14 protein-coding genes are annotated in these 15,513 nt (G+C 71.9%); 10 read left to right on the forward strand and 4 right to left on the reverse strand.

Features of this window, described 5'->3' with window-relative positions:
• The first annotated feature begins 229 nt into the window (after positions 1-229).
• From ACIQRL_RS03530 to fabF, 5 genes are all read left to right on the forward strand, one after another.
• Positions 230-1,435, forward strand: a complete 1,206-nt coding sequence (locus ACIQRL_RS03530) for a PucR family transcriptional regulator (protein WP_401326432.1) — start codon at positions 230-232, stop codon at positions 1,433-1,435.
• A gap of 89 nt (positions 1,436-1,524) precedes the next feature.
• Complete coding sequence (locus tag ACIQRL_RS03535; protein ID WP_401326434.1) at positions 1,525-2,451, forward strand: ACP S-malonyltransferase; 927 nt, start codon at positions 1,525-1,527, stop codon at positions 2,449-2,451.
• A gap of 4 nt (positions 2,452-2,455) precedes the next feature.
• Positions 2,456-3,487, forward strand: a complete 1,032-nt coding sequence (locus ACIQRL_RS03540; protein ID WP_401326437.1) for a ketoacyl-ACP synthase III — start codon at positions 2,456-2,458, stop codon at positions 3,485-3,487.
• Between the two features lie 75 nt (positions 3,488-3,562).
• Positions 3,563-3,811, forward strand: coding sequence for an acyl carrier protein (locus tag ACIQRL_RS03545; RefSeq protein WP_261702511.1), 249 nt, complete (start codon positions 3,563-3,565; stop codon positions 3,809-3,811).
• Between the two features lie 128 nt (positions 3,812-3,939).
• Entirely contained in the window at positions 3,940-5,211 is a 1,272-nt protein-coding gene (fabF, locus tag ACIQRL_RS03550; RefSeq protein ID WP_401326440.1) for a beta-ketoacyl-ACP synthase II, read from the forward strand.
• A 141-nt stretch (positions 5,212-5,352) separates the two neighbouring features.
• Here fabF and ACIQRL_RS03555 read toward each other — a convergent pair whose 3' ends face one another.
• Entirely contained in the window at positions 5,353-5,847 is a 495-nt protein-coding gene (locus ACIQRL_RS03555) for a DUF3145 domain-containing protein (protein ID WP_261702513.1), read from the reverse strand.
• A 309-nt stretch (positions 5,848-6,156) separates the two neighbouring features.
• On the opposite strand from ACIQRL_RS03555, the gene ACIQRL_RS03560 reads away from it, so the two are divergent.
• Together ACIQRL_RS03560 and ACIQRL_RS03565 are read left to right on the forward strand one after the other, a co-directional pair.
• On the forward strand, positions 6,157-7,050 hold the full coding sequence (locus tag ACIQRL_RS03560; protein ID WP_401326444.1) for an SGNH/GDSL hydrolase family protein: 894 nt from the start codon (positions 6,157-6,159) through the stop codon (positions 7,048-7,050).
• 10 nt (positions 7,051-7,060) lie between these two features.
• On the forward strand, positions 7,061-8,035 hold the full coding sequence (locus ACIQRL_RS03565) for an aldose epimerase family protein (protein WP_401326446.1): 975 nt from the start codon (positions 7,061-7,063) through the stop codon (positions 8,033-8,035).
• A 67-nt stretch (positions 8,036-8,102) separates the two neighbouring features.
• On the opposite strand, the gene ACIQRL_RS03570 is transcribed toward ACIQRL_RS03565, so the two are convergent.
• Complete coding sequence (locus ACIQRL_RS03570; RefSeq protein ID WP_401326449.1) at positions 8,103-10,583, reverse strand: beta-glucosidase; 2,481 nt, start codon at positions 10,581-10,583, stop codon at positions 8,103-8,105.
• Between the two features lie 104 nt (positions 10,584-10,687).
• Between ACIQRL_RS03570 and ACIQRL_RS03575 the strand changes: the two genes are divergently transcribed.
• Both ACIQRL_RS03575 and ACIQRL_RS03580 read left to right on the forward strand, forming a co-directional pair.
• On the forward strand, positions 10,688-11,263 hold the full coding sequence (locus tag ACIQRL_RS03575; protein WP_401326452.1) for a TetR/AcrR family transcriptional regulator: 576 nt from the start codon (positions 10,688-10,690) through the stop codon (positions 11,261-11,263).
• A 192-nt stretch (positions 11,264-11,455) separates the two neighbouring features.
• Positions 11,456-12,790, forward strand: a complete 1,335-nt coding sequence (locus tag ACIQRL_RS03580) for a pyroglutamyl peptidase (RefSeq protein WP_401326455.1) — start codon at positions 11,456-11,458, stop codon at positions 12,788-12,790.
• Between the two features lie 45 nt (positions 12,791-12,835).
• Here ACIQRL_RS03580 and ACIQRL_RS03585 read toward each other — a convergent pair whose 3' ends face one another.
• Both ACIQRL_RS03585 and ACIQRL_RS03590 read right to left on the reverse strand, forming a co-directional pair.
• On the reverse strand, positions 12,836-13,666 hold the full coding sequence (locus ACIQRL_RS03585) for an EI24 domain-containing protein (protein WP_401326458.1): 831 nt from the start codon (positions 13,664-13,666) through the stop codon (positions 12,836-12,838).
• Positions 13,667-13,848: 182 nt separating this feature from the next.
• A complete protein-coding gene (locus tag ACIQRL_RS03590) occupies positions 13,849-14,871 on the reverse strand; it encodes an NADP-dependent oxidoreductase (protein WP_401326460.1) in 1,023 nt (340 codons plus the stop codon).
• A gap of 111 nt (positions 14,872-14,982) precedes the next feature.
• Here ACIQRL_RS03590 and ACIQRL_RS03595 point away from each other — a divergent pair, with 111 nt between their 5' ends.
• Entirely contained in the window at positions 14,983-15,438 is a 456-nt protein-coding gene (locus ACIQRL_RS03595) for a MarR family winged helix-turn-helix transcriptional regulator (protein ID WP_401326463.1), read from the forward strand.
• The last annotated feature ends 75 nt before the right edge of the window (positions 15,439-15,513 follow it).

Raw genomic sequence — 15,513 nt, forward strand, 5'->3', positions numbered from 1 at the left:
CCCCGTCAAACATCTTTCTCCCGCGCCGGGGGGGGGGCCGCGGGGGCGCGGGGGGGGGGGGGGGCGGGGGGCGGGGGGGGGGCCGCGGGGGGGGGGGGGGCGGGGGCGCCCCCGGGGGGGGGGCCCCCCCCCCCCCCACGACAGGCCGTGGCCCCGGCCCGGCGGCCGTCCCGCGCCTACTTGCGACCCGCAGCGGCACAGCTCCGTCCGGATAAGGCAGTCTTGTCCCGTGCCCGAACCCGAAGCCAGCAAGACCGAGCGCCCAGCGCATGACGTCCAGATGCACACCGCCACCCTCAAGCGGCTGGAGAGGTCGGCCGGCAGTCTCGCCGCCCAGGCCATCACGCGGATGGACGAGACGCTGCCGTGGTACCGGGCCATGCCCCCGGAGAACCGCTCGTGGATCGGGCTGGTCGCCCAGGCCGGTATCGCGGCCTTCACGGAGTGGTTCCGGCACCCGGACGCGCCGCAGGCCATCTCCACCGATGTCTTCGGGACCGCGCCGCGCGAGCTGACCAGGGCCATCACCCTGCGCCAGACGGTGGAGATGGTGCGGACCACCATCGAGGTCATGGAGAGCGCGATCGACGAGGTCGCCGCCCCGGGCGACGAGGGCGTGCTGCGCGAGGCGCTCCTGGTGTACGCCCGCGAGATCGCCTTCGCGACCGCCCAGGTGTACGCGCAGGCGGCGGAGGCACGCGGTGCCTGGGACGCCCGGCTCGAATCGCTCGTCGTGAACGCCGTGCTCTCCGGCGAGGCCGACGAGGGCGCCGTCTCCCGGGCCGCCGCGCTCGGCTGGAACTCGCCCGAACATGTCTGCGTGGTGCTGGGCACGGCACCCGACGGTGACAGCGAGCTGACGGTCGAGGCGATCCGGCGGGCCGCCCGGCACGCCAAGCTGCAGGTGCTGACGGGGGTGCTCGGGGACCGGCTGGTCGTCATCGCGGGCGGCAGCGACAACCCGCTCGCCGTCGCCAAGTCACTGATCGGTCCGTACGCCGCCGGATCCGTCGTCGCCGGGCCGATCGTGCCCGACCTGCTCGCCGCGACCCGGTCCGCGCAGGCCGCGGCGGCCGGGCTGAAGGCGTGTTTCGCCTGGCAGGACGCCCCGCGCCCGGTGCTGGCGGACGATCTGCTGCCCGAGCGCGCCATCGCCGGAGACCCGTCCGCCCGCGAGCAGTTGGTGGAGGAGATCTACAGACCGCTGGAGGAGGCGGGCTCCGCGCTCCTGGAGACGCTCAGCGTCTATCTGGAGCAGGCGAGCAGCCTCGAAGGCGCTGCCCGGATGCTGTTCGTCCATCCCAACACCGTGCGCTACCGGCTCCGACGTGTGACTGACGTCACCGGCTGGTCACCCTCGGATGTACGATCCGCGTTCACGCTGCGGATCGCGCTGATCCTGGGGCGTCTGGCCGATGGAGATCCCCAGACCTAGGCATTTGTCGGGGACCTACAATTCCGTCTCGTGTTCTTCGTCCCTGTCCCCACGGGCGGCCGTGGCCGTCCACAAGAGAGAGTGTGAGAGTGCTCGTACTCGTCGCTCCCGGCCAGGGCGCTCAGACGCCCGGCTTCCTGACTCCTTGGCTCGACCTCCCCGGCGCCGCCGAACGCCTCGCCGCGTGGTCGGACGCCATCGGGCTGGACCTTGCCCACTACGGCACGCAGGCCGACGCGGACGCGATCCGTGACACGGCTGTCGCCCAGCCGCTCCTGGTCGCCGCCGGCCTGCTGTCCGCCGCCGCACTCGGTGACGTGACCCCCGGTGCCGTCGCCGGCCACAGCGTCGGCGAGATCACCGCCGCCGCCTTCGCGGGAGTGCTCGACGACACCGCCGCGCTGACCCTCGTACGCAAGCGCGGCCTCGCGATGGCCGACGCCGCCGCCATCACGCGGACCGGTATGTCGGCGCTGCTCGGCGGGGACCCCGACACGACGGTCGCGCACCTGGAGAAGCTCGGGCTGACCCCGGCGAACGTGAACGGCGCGGGCCAGATCGTGGCCGCCGGCACGCTGGAGCAGCTCGCCGCCCTGGAGGCGGACAAGCCCGAGGGTGTCCGGCGGGTCGTGGCCCTGAAGGTGGCGGGCGCGTTCCACACCGTCCACATGGCCCCCGCGGTCGAGGCGCTGGCCGAGGCGGCCGAGGAACTGAGTCCGGCGGACCCGCGGGTCACCTACGTCTCGAACCGGGACGGCCAGGCCGTCGCCTCCGGTGCCGAGGTCGTCTCGCGCCTGGTCGGCCAGGTCGCCAACCCGGTCCGCTGGGACCTGTGCATGGAGACCTTCCAGAAGCTCGGCGCGACCGCGCTGATCGAGGTGTGCCCCGGCGGCACGCTGACCGGTCTGGCCAAGCGCGCGCTGCCCGGCGTCGCGACGCTGGCCCTGAAGACACCCGACGACCTCGACGCGGCTCGCGAGCTCATCGCCGAGCACAGCGCTGCCCAAGGAGCCTGAGAGCATGTCGAAGATCAAGGCACCCAAGGGAGCTCCTTTCGCGCGCATCCTGGGCGTCGGCGGCTACCGTCCCGTCCGGGTGGTGCCCAACGAGGTGATCCTGGAGACGATCGACTCGTCCGACGAATGGATCCGCTCGCGCTCGGGCATCGAGACCCGGCACTGGGCCTCCGACGAGGAGACCGTCGCCGCGATGTCGATCGAGGCGTCGGGCAAGGCCATCGCCGACGCCGGGATCAGCGCCGAGCAGATCGGCGCCGTGGTGGTCTCCACCGTGTCGCACTTCTCCCAGACCCCGGCCATCGCCACCGAGATCGCCGACAAGCTCGGCACGAACAAGGCCGCGGCCTTCGACATCTCGGCCGGTTGCGCGGGCTTCGGTTACGGACTGACCCTCGCCAAGGGCATGATCGTCGAGGGTTCCGCGGAGTACGTCCTCGTCATCGGCGTGGAGCGGCTGTCCGACCTCACCGACCTGGAGGACCGCGCGACGGCCTTCCTGTTCGGCGACGGCGCGGGCGCGGTCGTCGTCGGTCCCTCCGAGGAGCCGCACATCGGCCCCACGGTCTGGGGCAGCGAGGGCGACAAGGCCGGCACGATCAAGCAGACCGTGCCGTGGGACCGCTTCAAGGTCGGCGACGTCTCCGATCTCCCGCTCGACTCCAAGGGCGAGATCAAGTTCCCTGCCATCACGCAGGAGGGCCAGGCGGTCTTCCGCTGGGCCGTGTTCGAGATGGCGAAGGTCGCACAGCAGGCGCTGGAAGCGGCCGGGATCAGCCCGGACGACCTGGATGTCTTCATTCCCCACCAGGCCAACGAGCGGATCATCGACTCGATGGTGAAGACGCTGAAACTGCCGGGACACGTCACGGTCGCGCGTGACGTGCGCACCACCGGCAACACCTCGGCCGCCTCGATTCCGCTCGCGATGGAGCGGCTCCTGGCGACCGGTGAGGCGAAGAGCGGCGACACCGCGCTCGTCATCGGCTTCGGGGCGGGTCTCGTGTACGCCGCGACGGTCGTTACCCTCCCCTAGGCACTCCGTACCGGATCATCCGGTCCGTACGGATTACCGCCACCCCTCTGGAAACACACCGAAGGAGCGCCTGACATGGCCGCCACTCAGGAAGAGATCGTCGAAGGTCTCGCCGAGATCGTCAACGAGATCGCCGGGATCCCCACCGAGGACGTCCAGCTGGACAAGTCCTTCACCGACGACCTGGACGTCGACTCGCTGTCCATGGTCGAGGTCGTCGTCGCCGCCGAAGAGCGCTTCGACGTCAAGATCCCGGACGACGACGTCAAGAACCTCAAGACCGTCGGCGACGCGACGAACTACATCCTCAAGAACCAGGCCTGATCTTCCGGTCACCCTGGGCCGACCGTCCGGGTTCACCGGGGCCTAGTGCCCTGGTTCCCCCGGGCTGATGCCCCGCCACCCGGCGGTGGCGCCGCTGAATCCTCGTATCCGTTGGAGAAAGAATTCCCGTGAGCCCGACCAATCGCACCGTGGTCGTCACCGGTATCGGCGCAACCACACCGCTGGGTGGCGACGCAGCCTCTACCTGGGAGGGCCTGATCGCCGGACGTTCCGGCGTCCGCCCCCTCGAGCAGGAGTGGGCCGCCGACCAAGCCGTCCGTATCGCGGCGCAGATCGCCGTGGAGCCGGGCGAGGTCATTCCCCGCCCGCAGGCCCGCCGCCTGGACCGCTCGGCGCAGTTCGCGCTGATCGCGGCCAAGGAGGCCTGGGCGAACGCCGGTTTCACCGACAAGGCGGGCGAGGACCCGAGCATCGACCCCGACCGGCTGGGCACGGTCATCGCCTCCGGCATCGGTGGCGTGACGACCCTGCTCGACCAGTACGACGTGCTGAAGGAGAAGGGCGTACGCCGTGTCTCCCCGCACACCGTCCCGATGCTGATGCCGAACGGTCCGTCCGCCAACGTGGGGCTCGCCGTGGGCGCCCGCGCCGGTGTGCACACCCCGGTCTCCGCCTGCGCCTCCGGCGCCGAGGCCATCGGCTACGCCATCGAGATGATCCGCACGGGCCGCGCCGACGTCGTCGTCGCCGGTGGCACCGAGGCGGCCATCCACCCGCTTCCCATCGCCGCGTTCGGCAACATGATGGCGATGTCCAAGAACAACGACGACCCGCAGGGTGCCTCGCGCCCCTACGACGTCGCCCGTGACGGCTTCGTCCTCGGCGAGGGCGCCGGCGTCCTCGTCCTGGAGTCCGCCGAGCACGCCGCCAAGCGCGGCGCCCGGGTGTACGCCGAGGCGGTCGGCCAGGGCATCTCGGCCGACAGCCACGACATCGTGCAGCCGGAGCCGGAGGGCCGCGGCATCGCGCACGCCCTCCAGAGCCTGCTCGACAACACGGACCTGGACCCGGCCGAGATCGTGCACGTGAACGCGCACGCCACCTCGACGCCGGCCGGTGACGTGGCCGAGCTGAAGGCGCTGCGCAAGGTGTTCGGCGACGAGGCCGACCACTTCGCGGTGTCCGCGACGAAGTCGATGACCGGTCACCTCCTCGGTGGCGCCGGTGGCGTCGAGTCGGTCGCGACCGTGCTGGCCCTGTACCACCGCCTCGCACCGCCGACCATCAACGTGGAGAACCTCGACCCCGAGGCCGAGGCCGCCGCCGACATCGTCCGCGGCGAGGCGCGCAAGCTGCCCGTCGAGGGCCGCATCGCCGCGCTGAACGACTCGTTCGGCTTCGGTGGGCACAACGTCGTGCTGGCGTTCCGCAGCGTCTGACGCCGGCTTCCCCGTTCCGCATGACGTGTGGCCCGTACCCCTGGTTCGAGGGGTACGGGCCACACGCCGTTCGTCCGGTCCTGGAGGGACGGGCCGCACGCCGTTCGTTCTCCGGCCCGGCCCGGTGTCCTTGACGGGGTGTCACACCACCTGGTGCAGCCAGCGGACCGGGGCGCCCTCGCCCGCGTAGCGGAAGGGCTCCAGTTCGTCGTCCCAGGGCTTGCCGAGGAGCTTGGCGAGGTCGGCCTCCAGGTCGCTCTCGCCGCGCTGGGAGCGCAGCAGCGCGGCGCGCAGCCGGTCCTCGGGGATGAGGATGTCGCCGTGGATGCCGGTGACCGCGTGGAAGATGCCGAGCTCGGGGGTGCAGCTGTAGCGCTCGCCCTCGGCGGTGGGGCAGGGTTCGGCGGTGACCTCGAAGCGCAGCAGGTGCCAGCCGCGCAGCGCGGAGGCGAGCTTGGAGGCGGTGCCGACCTCGCCCTTCCAGGAGAACTCGGATCTCCAGGTGCCCGGCGCGGCGGGCTGCCGGATCCAGTCGAGGTTGACGCGCGTGCCCAGCACCCCCGCGACCGCCCACTCGACATGCGGACACAACGCGCGGGGCGCGGAGTGCACGTAGAGAACTCCACGTGTCGTCACTGGGGCCTCCGGACAGAGCGAGACATCTTGTAACTTAGCGGAACGGCAGTGGCAGGGCGGCCACGTGGCGAGGCTACCCTGCGGCGGCGCAAGGAGTGTGACGTACCGTCGGTCCAAGCGCCGTGAACCTCCGAGGTTTCACCCGGCGGGACGCGTCCGGACCCCCTTGTCGGGGATACGGGGTTGCCTCCCGGGTGGAGACGGCCGCCCCAGGTGAACGCGGTGCGACCGGCCGTGTACGACATGGTGCGACCGACCGCGCAGGACGGGTGCCGACCAACCCTGTACAACGAACGAGGAGACCAGGGGATGCGGAATCGCAGCCACCGTTCACGGGCGGTCCTCGCCGTCGCCGCGGCGGCGGCTCTCCTCGGCGTCGCCGCGTGCGACGCCACCGGCGGCAACTCCTCCGCGCCCGGCGGGACCCGGCCGTCCCCGAAACCCACCCCGGTCTGGGACCGCAGCCCGGACTCCATGGCCGCGGTCGGCGACTCCATCACGCGCGGGTTCGACGCGTGCAGTGTGCTGACCGACTGTCCCGAGGTGTCGTGGGCGACCGGCAGCGATCCGCAGGTCGACAGTCTCGCCGTACGGCTGCTCGGCGCGACCGGGGCGGCCGAGCGGAGCTGGAACTACGCGGTGACCGGCGCTCGGATGGCCGACCTCCCCGGCCAGATGGCACAGGCGGCGACCCGCAGGCCGGAGTTGGTCACCGTGATGGCGGGCGCCAACGACGCCTGCCGCTCCTCCGCCTCGGCGATGACGTCTGTCGCCGACTTCCGTGCCGAGTTCCAGGACGCGCTGGGGACCCTGCGCCGGGCGCTGCCCAGGAGCCAGGTGTATGTGTCGAGCGTGCCGGACCTGAAGCGGCTGTGGTCCCAGGGGCGCGGCAATCCGCTGGGCAAGCAGGTCTGGAAGCTGGGCATCTGCCCCTCGATGCTCGGCGACGCGGACTCGCTGGGCTCGGCGGCGACCCTGCGGCGCGGACAGGTGCAGGACCGGGTGAAGGCGTACAACCGGGTGCTGCGTGAGGTGTGCGCCAAGGACCGGCGCTGCCGCTTCGACGGGGACGCGGTGTTCGACTACCGCTTCGGCACGGACCAGTTGAGCCACTGGGACTGGTTCCACCCGAGCAGGGACGGACAGGCCCGACTCGCGGAGATCGCCTACCGGACCGTCACCTCACGCAAACCGGTGACCTAGGGTTTCTCTCATGAGCGAACTTTTCGGCACACTTTCCGACGGCACCCCGGTCCACCGCTGGACCCTGGAGCGCGCCGGGGTCCGGGTGCGTGTGCTCACGTACGGCGGGATCGTGCAGTCGGCCGAGGTGCCGGACCGGGACGGGCGCGCCGTGGACGTGACGCTGGGCTTCCCCGGTCTGACGGGTTACGTGGAGCACCCGGAGCCCTATCTCGGCGCGCTGGTCGGGCGGTACGCGAACCGGATCGGCGGTGCCCGCTTCTCGCTGGACGGAACGACGTACCGCCTGGAGCCGAACAACGGGCCCAACTCGCTGCACGGCGGCGACGGCGGCTTCGACAAGCGCGTGTGGGACGCGGAGCCGCTCGACCACGGGGTGCGGCTCTCCCGGGTCAGCCCGGACGGCGAGGAGGGTTTCCCGGGCCGCCTGGAGGTCTCGGCGACGTACACGCTCGACGAGCGGGGCGCGCTGCGGATCGCCTACGAGGCGGTCACCGACGCGCCGACCGTGGTGAACCTGACGAACCACACGTACTGGAACCTGAGCGGCTCGGGCAGCGCGCTCGGGCACGAACTCCGTCTCGACGCGTCACGGTTGACGCGGGTGGACGCGGACCTCACCCCGACCGGGGATCTCGATCCGGTCGAGGGCACCCGCTTCGACTTCCGGGAGTCCCGCAAGACCGGCGCGGGCTACGACCACAACTACGTGCTCGACAAGGGGCTCACCGGCGCTCCGGTGGAGGTCGCCGAGCTGTACGATCCGGCGTCCGGGCGGGTGCTGACGGTCGCGACCACCGAACCCGGCCTCCAGCTCTACACCGCCGACCATCTGAGCGACCCCTTCGCCCCCAACGACGGCGTCGCGCTGGAGACCCAGCACTTCCCCGACTCCCCGAACCGGCCGGACTTCCCGAGCACGGAGCTGCGGCCGGGCGGCGTGTACAGGTCGGAGACGGTGTACGGGTTCTCCGTACGGTCCTAGGGAGACCGCGAGTCCCGGTCCGGAGGTCAGGTTCCGGACCGGGGCCCGCCGAAGGGGCGCGCGCTGGTTACGCCTCGATCATCGTGCTCAGACGACGGTCCCCGAGGGAACGGCCTGCCTGAATCTCGTACGAACCCTTCACAAACGCCCAGCCGCTCGCGGTGGTGTCCCAGATCTCGAAAGCGCGGCGCGGGAGTTCCACGACGGCCTCGACGCTCTCGCCGGGCGCGGCCTCGACTCCCGCGAAACCGGCGAGGACCCGGGCGGGCCGCTCGGTGCCGGGTTCCGCCGGGGCGAGGTAGACCTGGACGACCTCGCGACCGGCGCGCTCGCCGGAGTTGCGGACGCGGACGGTGGCGGTCGTGCCCTCGACCTCGATGGACTCGTACGTCCACTCGGTGTAGCCGAGGCCGTGGCCGAAGGCGTACGAGGGGGCCCTCCCCTCCTTCTCCCAGGCGCGGTAGCCGATGAAGACGTCCTCGGTGTACGGGAGTTCGCCGTCGGCGGGACGCACCTGGGTGACCGGGGCGTCAGCGAGGGAGCCCCAGGTGGTGGGGAGGCGGCCGCCCGGCTCGTGGGCGCCGGTGAGGACGTCGGCGAGGGCGGATCCGCCCTCCTGGCCCGGGAACCAGCTGAGGAGGACGGCGGCGACCTCGTCACGCCAGGGGAGTTCCACCGGGGAGCCGGAGTTGACGATCACCACGGTGTTCGGGTTGGCGGCAGCGACGGCGTGCACCAGCTCGTCCTGGCGGCCGGGGAGCCTGAGGTCCGCCCGGTCGAAGCCCTCGGACTCGACGCGGTCGGTGGTGGCGACCACGACGACGGCGGTGTCGGCGGCACGGGCCGCCTCGACGGCCTCGGCGATCAGTTCGTCCGCGTCGCGCACGGGCTCCTGGTGGGCGAGCCAGAAGCCGACGACCTTCATCGGGACGTCCTCGGGGACGGCGACGACGTGGGTGAGGGAGACCTCCACCGGTTCGCCCGCGGTGAGTTCGGCCTGAGCGCGCGGGACCGGGGCGCCGAAGAACGTCACGAAGGGGTCGTCCTTGCCGGTGCCCTGGACGTCGTCGAAGTACGTCGTGCCGTCGACGGTGAGGGTGAACGCGCCGAGGCCCTTGATGCCGAAGGTGTGCGGGCCGCTGTCCCGCGGGGTGAAGGTGCCGGTGAGTTCGACGGTGTGCAGGGTGTCGTGCGTCACTCCCTCGGGCAGGTCGTCGCCCATCCACTGGATCTGGCCGTTCGGGGCGGAGACGGTGGCGATGATCTCGCCGGCGTCGTCGCGGCAGACCGCGCGCAGCTCGAACCCCTTGTCGGCGAAGGGGAGTTCCACGGTCGGGTCGGCGCCGACGGCGAACGTCAGGCCGCCCTCGGGGAGGGCGGCGGTGAGGCCGTCGAGGGGCGAGACGATCCGTGCGGGGAAGACGGTGGCGGAGCCGCCGCCGAGGATGCGGGCGTCTCGGGCGGCGGCGCCGATGAGCGCCACCCGGTGGCCCTCGGCGAGCGGCAGGGCGCCCTCGTTGCGGACGAGGACGAAGCTGCGGCGGGCGATCTCGCGGGCCAGCGCCTCCCCGTCCACGGTCTCCGGCGGCTCGGTCACGACGGGCGCGGCACCCTCCAGGATGCCGACGCGGGCGGCGAGGCGCAGCACGTTGCGGACGGCCGCGTCGACGGTGGCCTCGGCCACCTCGCCGGCGCGCACGGCGGCGGCGAGCGGCGGACCGTAGACGGTCAGGGGGCCGGGCATGGCGACGTCGAGGCCGCCCTCGATCGCGGCCTCGGTGGAGCGGGCGGCCGTCCAGTCGGAGACGTTGAAGCCGTCGAAGCCCCATTCGCCGCGCAGGATCTCGTTCACGAGGTAGCGGTGTTCGCTCATCGTCGTGCCGTTGACGGAGTTGTAGGCCGTCATGACACCCCACGGGTGGGCGTTCTCGACGATGGCCTCGAAGGGGGCCAGGTACAGCTCGCGCAGGGCGCGTTCGGAAACGAGGTTGTTCACCGTGAAGCGGTCGGTCTCGGCGTCGTTGGCGACGAAGTGCTTGACGGTGGTGCCGACTCCGCCGGACTGCACGCCCTGGACATAGCCGGTGCCGATCACGCTCGTCAGCAGGGGGTCCTCGCTGTAGGCCTCGAAGTGGCGGCCGCCGAGCGGGGAGCGGTGCAGATTGACGGTGGGGGCGAGCAGCACGTGGACGCCCTTGCGCCGGGCCTCCTGGGCGAGGAGCACGCCGGCGCGGCGGGCCAGGTCCGGGTCCCAGGTGGCGGCGAGCGCGGTGGGCGAGGGGAGCGCGACGGAGGGGTCGTCGGCGGTCCAGCGGACGCCGCGGACGCCGATCGGGCCGTCGGACATGACGAGGGACTTCAGTCCGATCCCGGGGAGCGCGGGCAGCGTCCACATGTTCCGGCCGGACAGCAGCCGTGCCTTCGCGTCCAGGTCGAGCCGGCCGAGGGCCGCCTCGACGACGGCCTCGCGGGCCGCGTCCGCCTCCGCGTCCTTCCGGTCGTTCGCCGTCTTCCGCCCGTTCGCCGTCTCCACCGCAGTCTCCGCCATGGCGGCACCTCCTCGTTGAAAGCCGTCGGTCTCCCCTCATCCTGCACGGGCTACCTGTAGGGCGGTAGGTTTCGTGATGCTGTCGTTACGATGGGCGTGATCGGATGCCGTACGGTGACGCCATGGCGACCAGGACCAGGAGTGAGGAGCGGCGCGCGGAGATCGTGCGCGCGACGCTGGAGGTGATCGCCGAGCGCGGTTACCGGGGCGCGAGCCTCGCGGCGGTCGCCGAGCGGGTGGGCCTCACCCAGCAGGGCCTGCTGCACCACTTCCCCACCAAGGAGGCCCTGCTCGTCGCCGTGCTCAAGGAGCGGGACCAGTGGGACGCCCTGCCGGACACCACCTGGCGGGCCGATCTGCTCGTCTCGCTCGTCGAGTACAACTCCATGCGGCCCGGGATCATCCAGACCTTCTCGGCGCTGCTCGGCGAGAGCGTCACGGAGGGACACCCGGCGCGCGAGTTCTTCACCCGGCGCTACACCGCGGTGCGCGCGAGCATGGCCTCGGTGCTGCGCGCCGAGTACGGGGAGCTGCTGCCGAGCGGTCTCACGCCGGAACGCGCCGCCCCCCTGCTCGTCGCCGTGATGGACGGGCTGCAGTACCAGTGGCTGCTGGACCCGGAGTCGGTGGACATGCCGGCCGCGTTCCGGGACTTCCTGACGCTGCTGGGCGAGGACTGACCGTCCCGCGAGGCCACCGGGGCCACGGGACGAGGCCTCCGCCGGGGCCGCCGCATCACCGGTCCGTCCGTCCCGGACAACGGCCCATGTCCTTCGGCCACTTCCGCCCCGCGCCATGGTGGACGCCCCCCACGTCACGGGATACTGCCGCCGTCCGGCAGTACCCCCACCTGACGGAAGGCCCGAAATCCCTTGACCCACTTACGTGTTCGGATCGGCGTCCTCGGACTGGCACTGCTGGCGGGACTCACCGTGACACCCGCCGCGACGGCGACGCCGGCCGGGAATCCCGCCGCCTGGACCCCCACGACCGAGGAGCGGCGGCTCGACGGGGCGGCGCCCCAGGAGATTCTGCGGCGCTCCGGATTCGACACGGTGGCACCGGAGTTCGTCCGGGCGCTGGGCCGGGCCGGCTCGTACGCGCGGGCCGAGCGGATCGTGGCGCGGGATGGTGCCCGGCTGTGGCGGCGGGCGGTCGACCGGGCGCAGGGCCGGGGCCCGGCGGGCGGGGACCTGAGCCGGGACGACGACCGGCCGCTGTACTGGGCGCGGCTCGCCATGACCCGCGAAGTGCGCGGGTGGGAACCCGGGTTCGGGCTGACGGACACCCGACGCGCCCGCCTGCTGGACGAGTTGGAGCGGACCTCGCGCGGCCAGGGCTCCGTGCGGTACCCGGCGCGCACGGGGCCCCACGAGGGGATGAAGCGCATCCTGCTCACCGGCTTCGACCCGTTCACGCTCGACCGCGACATCCGGATCTCCAACCCGTCCGGGGCGAGCGCGCTCGCTCTCGACGGCACGACCATCCGGACGGCTGACGGTCCCGCGCGGGTGGAGACCGTCGTGTTCCCGGTCCGCTGGCAGGACTTCACCGGGGACACCACCCCAGGCTCCGGCTCCGCGGAGGGGACGGTGGAGCGGACCCTGCGGCCGTACCTCCCGCGCGTGGACCTGTTCACGACGGTCAGCCAGGGCCGCGTAGGCCGGTTCGACGTGGAGCGGACCAACGGGGCCTGGCGGGGCGGCTTCCCCGACAACGACAACGTCTCGGTGACGGGGACCGTCCCGGTCACCGATCCCGCCTCGCAGCCCCAGTGGACGACGACGACCCTCCCGTACGCGCGGATCGTCGCCGCGCACACGGGCCGCTTCCCGGTCTACGACCACACCTCGGTGACGGAGATCCCGGCGGGCGGGACCGATCCCGTCGTGCGCCCCGACGGGCCGACCCCGGGATCGCAGGCCCGAGCGGGTGGCGGCGGGGACTATCTGTCGAACGAGATCGCCTACCGGGCGACCCTGCTGCGGGACCGCCTCGGGCTGGGCGCGAGCCTGCCCGGCGGTCATGTCCACACGCCCGTGCTGCAGTTCGGCGCGGACAACACGGATCCGGCGACCGGGACGGTGACGGACCCCGAGTTCGTGCGCAACCGGCTCGACATCATCGCGCAGGTGCGGGCGATCCTGACGGTGGCGGCGGACGCGACCGCCCCGGCCCTCAGGGGGACGGCGCGAACGCGCGGGTGACGCCGATCGTGGTCGGCACGGTGACGGCGACGGCGGGTGTCCCCGTCAGGGGGTGGCGCCCTGTTCCTCCGACGCGCCTTCGGAAGCCCGGGCCGCGTCCTCGTCGGCGTCGTCCTCGCGGCTCTCCTCGATCTCCTCGCCGAGCAGGTCCCGGGCCATCAGCGTGGCGCCCGCGACGGCACCGGGCATCAGGAACACGGCGACGAACGGGACGAGGAAGGCGAGCCCCAGCGGAGTGCCGAAACCCCAGACCAGGGTCTTGCGGGAGCGGAGCAGGGCGAGGCGCGCCCGCAGGTCGACACGGCGGCGTTGCAGGGCGACGGCGACGAGTTCCTCGGTGAGGAAGAAGCCGGTGACGAAGAAACCGAGCACCGGGACGACGGTCTGGCCGATGAACGGAACGAAGCCGAGTGCGAAGAGGAGGACACCCCAGACGAGGGCCCGCACGAGGATACGGAGACTGTCGCGCGCGGAGATCCACAGTTCACGCCAGAGCGGCAGCCCCGACTCGGGGGCCGTGCCGTCCGGGGAGACGTCGCGGTCGACCTTCTCCGAGAGGTTCTCGTAGAAGGGCTGGCCTATGAGCAGGGTGACCGCGGTGAAGGTGAGGACGGCGAGGAGGAGGGCGAGACCGAAGAGCACCGCGGTGAGGAAGCCGCGGAACAGGCCTGCCCAGGGGCTGGTCCAGCCGTCCGCGAACGGCGTCGCCCAGGTGACGAAGCCTTCCCCGTACACGCCGAGGCCGACGAGGGCCGCCGCGTAGAGCACGAGCGTGATGAGTCCCGGCAGCAGCCCGAACCCGTAACTCTTCCCGTGCCGGGCCACCCACCGCTGGCCGCGCAGCAAATAGCCGAAGCCCACCCCAAGATCGCGCATGGGCCAACTTTATCGGGGTGCCGCGCCGGACCCCAGTGCGTGGCGGTCACGGCTTGGGCAGACGGAGGCCGCACCCCACGTCCCGGGGTGCGGCCTCCGCCGTGGCGGCCATCGTCGTCCGCTTCGAGCGCCCCGCACTTCGGGCGCCGTCGGGCAGGGGTTCCCCTCAGCCGGACCGACGGTCAGAGCTTGACGATCATCTTTCCGATGTTGTCGCCGCGCAGGACGCCGAAGAACGCCTCCACGTTGTTCTCGATGCCTTCCACGACCGTCTCGGCGTACTTCAGCTCACCGGAGCGGACCCAGGCGCCGACCTCCTGGACGAACTCCTGCTGGAGGTCGTAGTTGTCGCCGACGAGGAAGCCCTGGATGCGGCCGCGGGTCTGGATCAGCCGGGCCAGGTTCCTGGGGCCGGGGGCGGGCTCGGTGTTGTTGTAGACGGAGATCATGCCGCAGACCGCGATGCGGCCGTCCCGGTTCAGCGAGCCGATGGCCGCCTCCAGGTGGTCACCGCCCACGTTGTCGAAGTAGACGTCGACACCGTCCGGGGCGGCCTCGCGAAGCTGCTGGGAGACCGGGCCGTTCTTGTAGTTGAACGCGGCGTCGAAGCCGTACTCCTCGACGAGCAGTTTGACCTTCTCGTCGGATCCGGCGGAGCCGATGACGCGCGAGGCGCCCATGAGCCGGGCGATCTGGCCCACCTGGCTGCCCACGGCACCGGCGGCGCCGGACACGAAGACGGAGTCGCCCTCCTTGAAGGAGGCGGTGCGCAGGAGCCCGGCGTACGCGGTGAGGCCCGTCATGCCGAGGACGCCGAGGTACGTCGACAGCGGCGCGGCCTCCGGATCCACCTTGACGGCCTGCTTGGCGTCCACGGTCGCGTACTCGCGCCAGCCGAGGAAGTGCAGCACGTGGTCGCCGGCCTCGATGCCCTCGGCGTTCGAGGCGATGACCTCGCCGACCGCGCCGCCCTGCATGGTCTTGCCGAGCTCGAAGGGGGCGACGTAGGACTTGGCGGCGCTCATACGGCCCCGCATGTACGGGTCGACGGAGACATAGGCGTTCCGGACCAGGACCTCGCCCGGACCCGGCTGCCGGACCTCGGCCTCGACCAGTTCGAAGTCCGTGGGCTGGGGCCAGCCGACCGGACGGCTGACCAGGTGCCATTCGCGGCCGACGGAGGGGAGCTGGGGGGTCTCGGACATGAGATTGCGCCTTTCACGGTGACCGGCGAGCGGGATCTAATACTTCAGTACCTGAAACAACCATGCGCCTGAATATTTCATGATGTCAAGTAACGCGGTAGGCTCGGGGGCATGGCCACCCACAAGAGACCACGGATCGACCCCCTGACCATGGAGGTCGTCGAGCTGATCGGCACGGTCGTGGCCCGCTACCACGAGGAGTACGAGGACGCGGCCGCCGAGCACGCCCTGACCGGCGCGCAGGCGCGGCTGCTGAGCCTGCTGTCGCTGGAGCCGCTGCCGATGCGGCGCCTGGCGCAGAAACTGAAGTGCGAGCCGTCGAACGTCACGGGGATCGTGGACCGGCTGGAGACACGAGGGCTGGTGGAACGGCGCCCCGACCCGGCTGACCGCCGGGTGAAGCTGGCCGCGGCGACGGCCGAGGGCCGCACGATCGCCGGGGGGCTGCGCGACTCGCTGAACTTCGCCCGCGAACCCCTGGCGGAGCTCTCGGACGAGGAACGGCTGGCCCTGCGCGACCTGCTGCGCCGCATGCTGGGCGCGGACACCGACAGCGACACCGACTGAGGCGCCGACGCCGGCACCGGCGCGGTGAACCCGAGCGGCTCACGGCGCCAACGATTCACGGCGTGACCGGCCAAC

This window comes from Streptomyces sp. NPDC091209 (assembly GCF_044757755.1).
Lineage (GTDB): Bacteria > Actinomycetota > Actinomycetes > Streptomycetales > Streptomycetaceae > Streptomyces.

Excerpts from the sequence above, each read along its gene's own strand:
- ACIQRL_RS03540 (WP_401326437.1), top strand. The coding sequence starts at position 2,456 with ATGTCGAAGATCAAGGCACCCAAGGGAGCTCCTTTCGCGCGCATCCTG.
- ACIQRL_RS03565 (WP_401326446.1), top strand. The coding sequence starts at position 7,061 with ATGAGCGAACTTTTCGGCACACTTTCCGACGGCACCCCGGTCCACCGC.
- ACIQRL_RS03575 (WP_401326452.1), top strand. The coding sequence starts at position 10,688 with ATGCCGTACGGTGACGCCATGGCGACCAGGACCAGGAGTGAGGAGCGG.
- ACIQRL_RS03590 (WP_401326460.1), bottom strand. The coding sequence starts at position 14,871 with ATGTCCGAGACCCCCCAGCTCCCCTCCGTCGGCCGCGAATGGCACCTG.
- ACIQRL_RS03585 (WP_401326458.1), bottom strand. The coding sequence starts at position 13,666 with ATGCGCGATCTTGGGGTGGGCTTCGGCTATTTGCTGCGCGGCCAGCGG.
- ACIQRL_RS03570 (WP_401326449.1), bottom strand. The coding sequence starts at position 10,583 with ATGGCGGAGACTGCGGTGGAGACGGCGAACGGGCGGAAGACGGCGAAC.
- ACIQRL_RS03595 (WP_401326463.1), top strand. The coding sequence starts at position 14,983 with ATGGCCACCCACAAGAGACCACGGATCGACCCCCTGACCATGGAGGTC.
- ACIQRL_RS03545 (WP_261702511.1), top strand. The coding sequence starts at position 3,563 with ATGGCCGCCACTCAGGAAGAGATCGTCGAAGGTCTCGCCGAGATCGTC.
- ACIQRL_RS03560 (WP_401326444.1), top strand. The coding sequence starts at position 6,157 with ATGCGGAATCGCAGCCACCGTTCACGGGCGGTCCTCGCCGTCGCCGCG.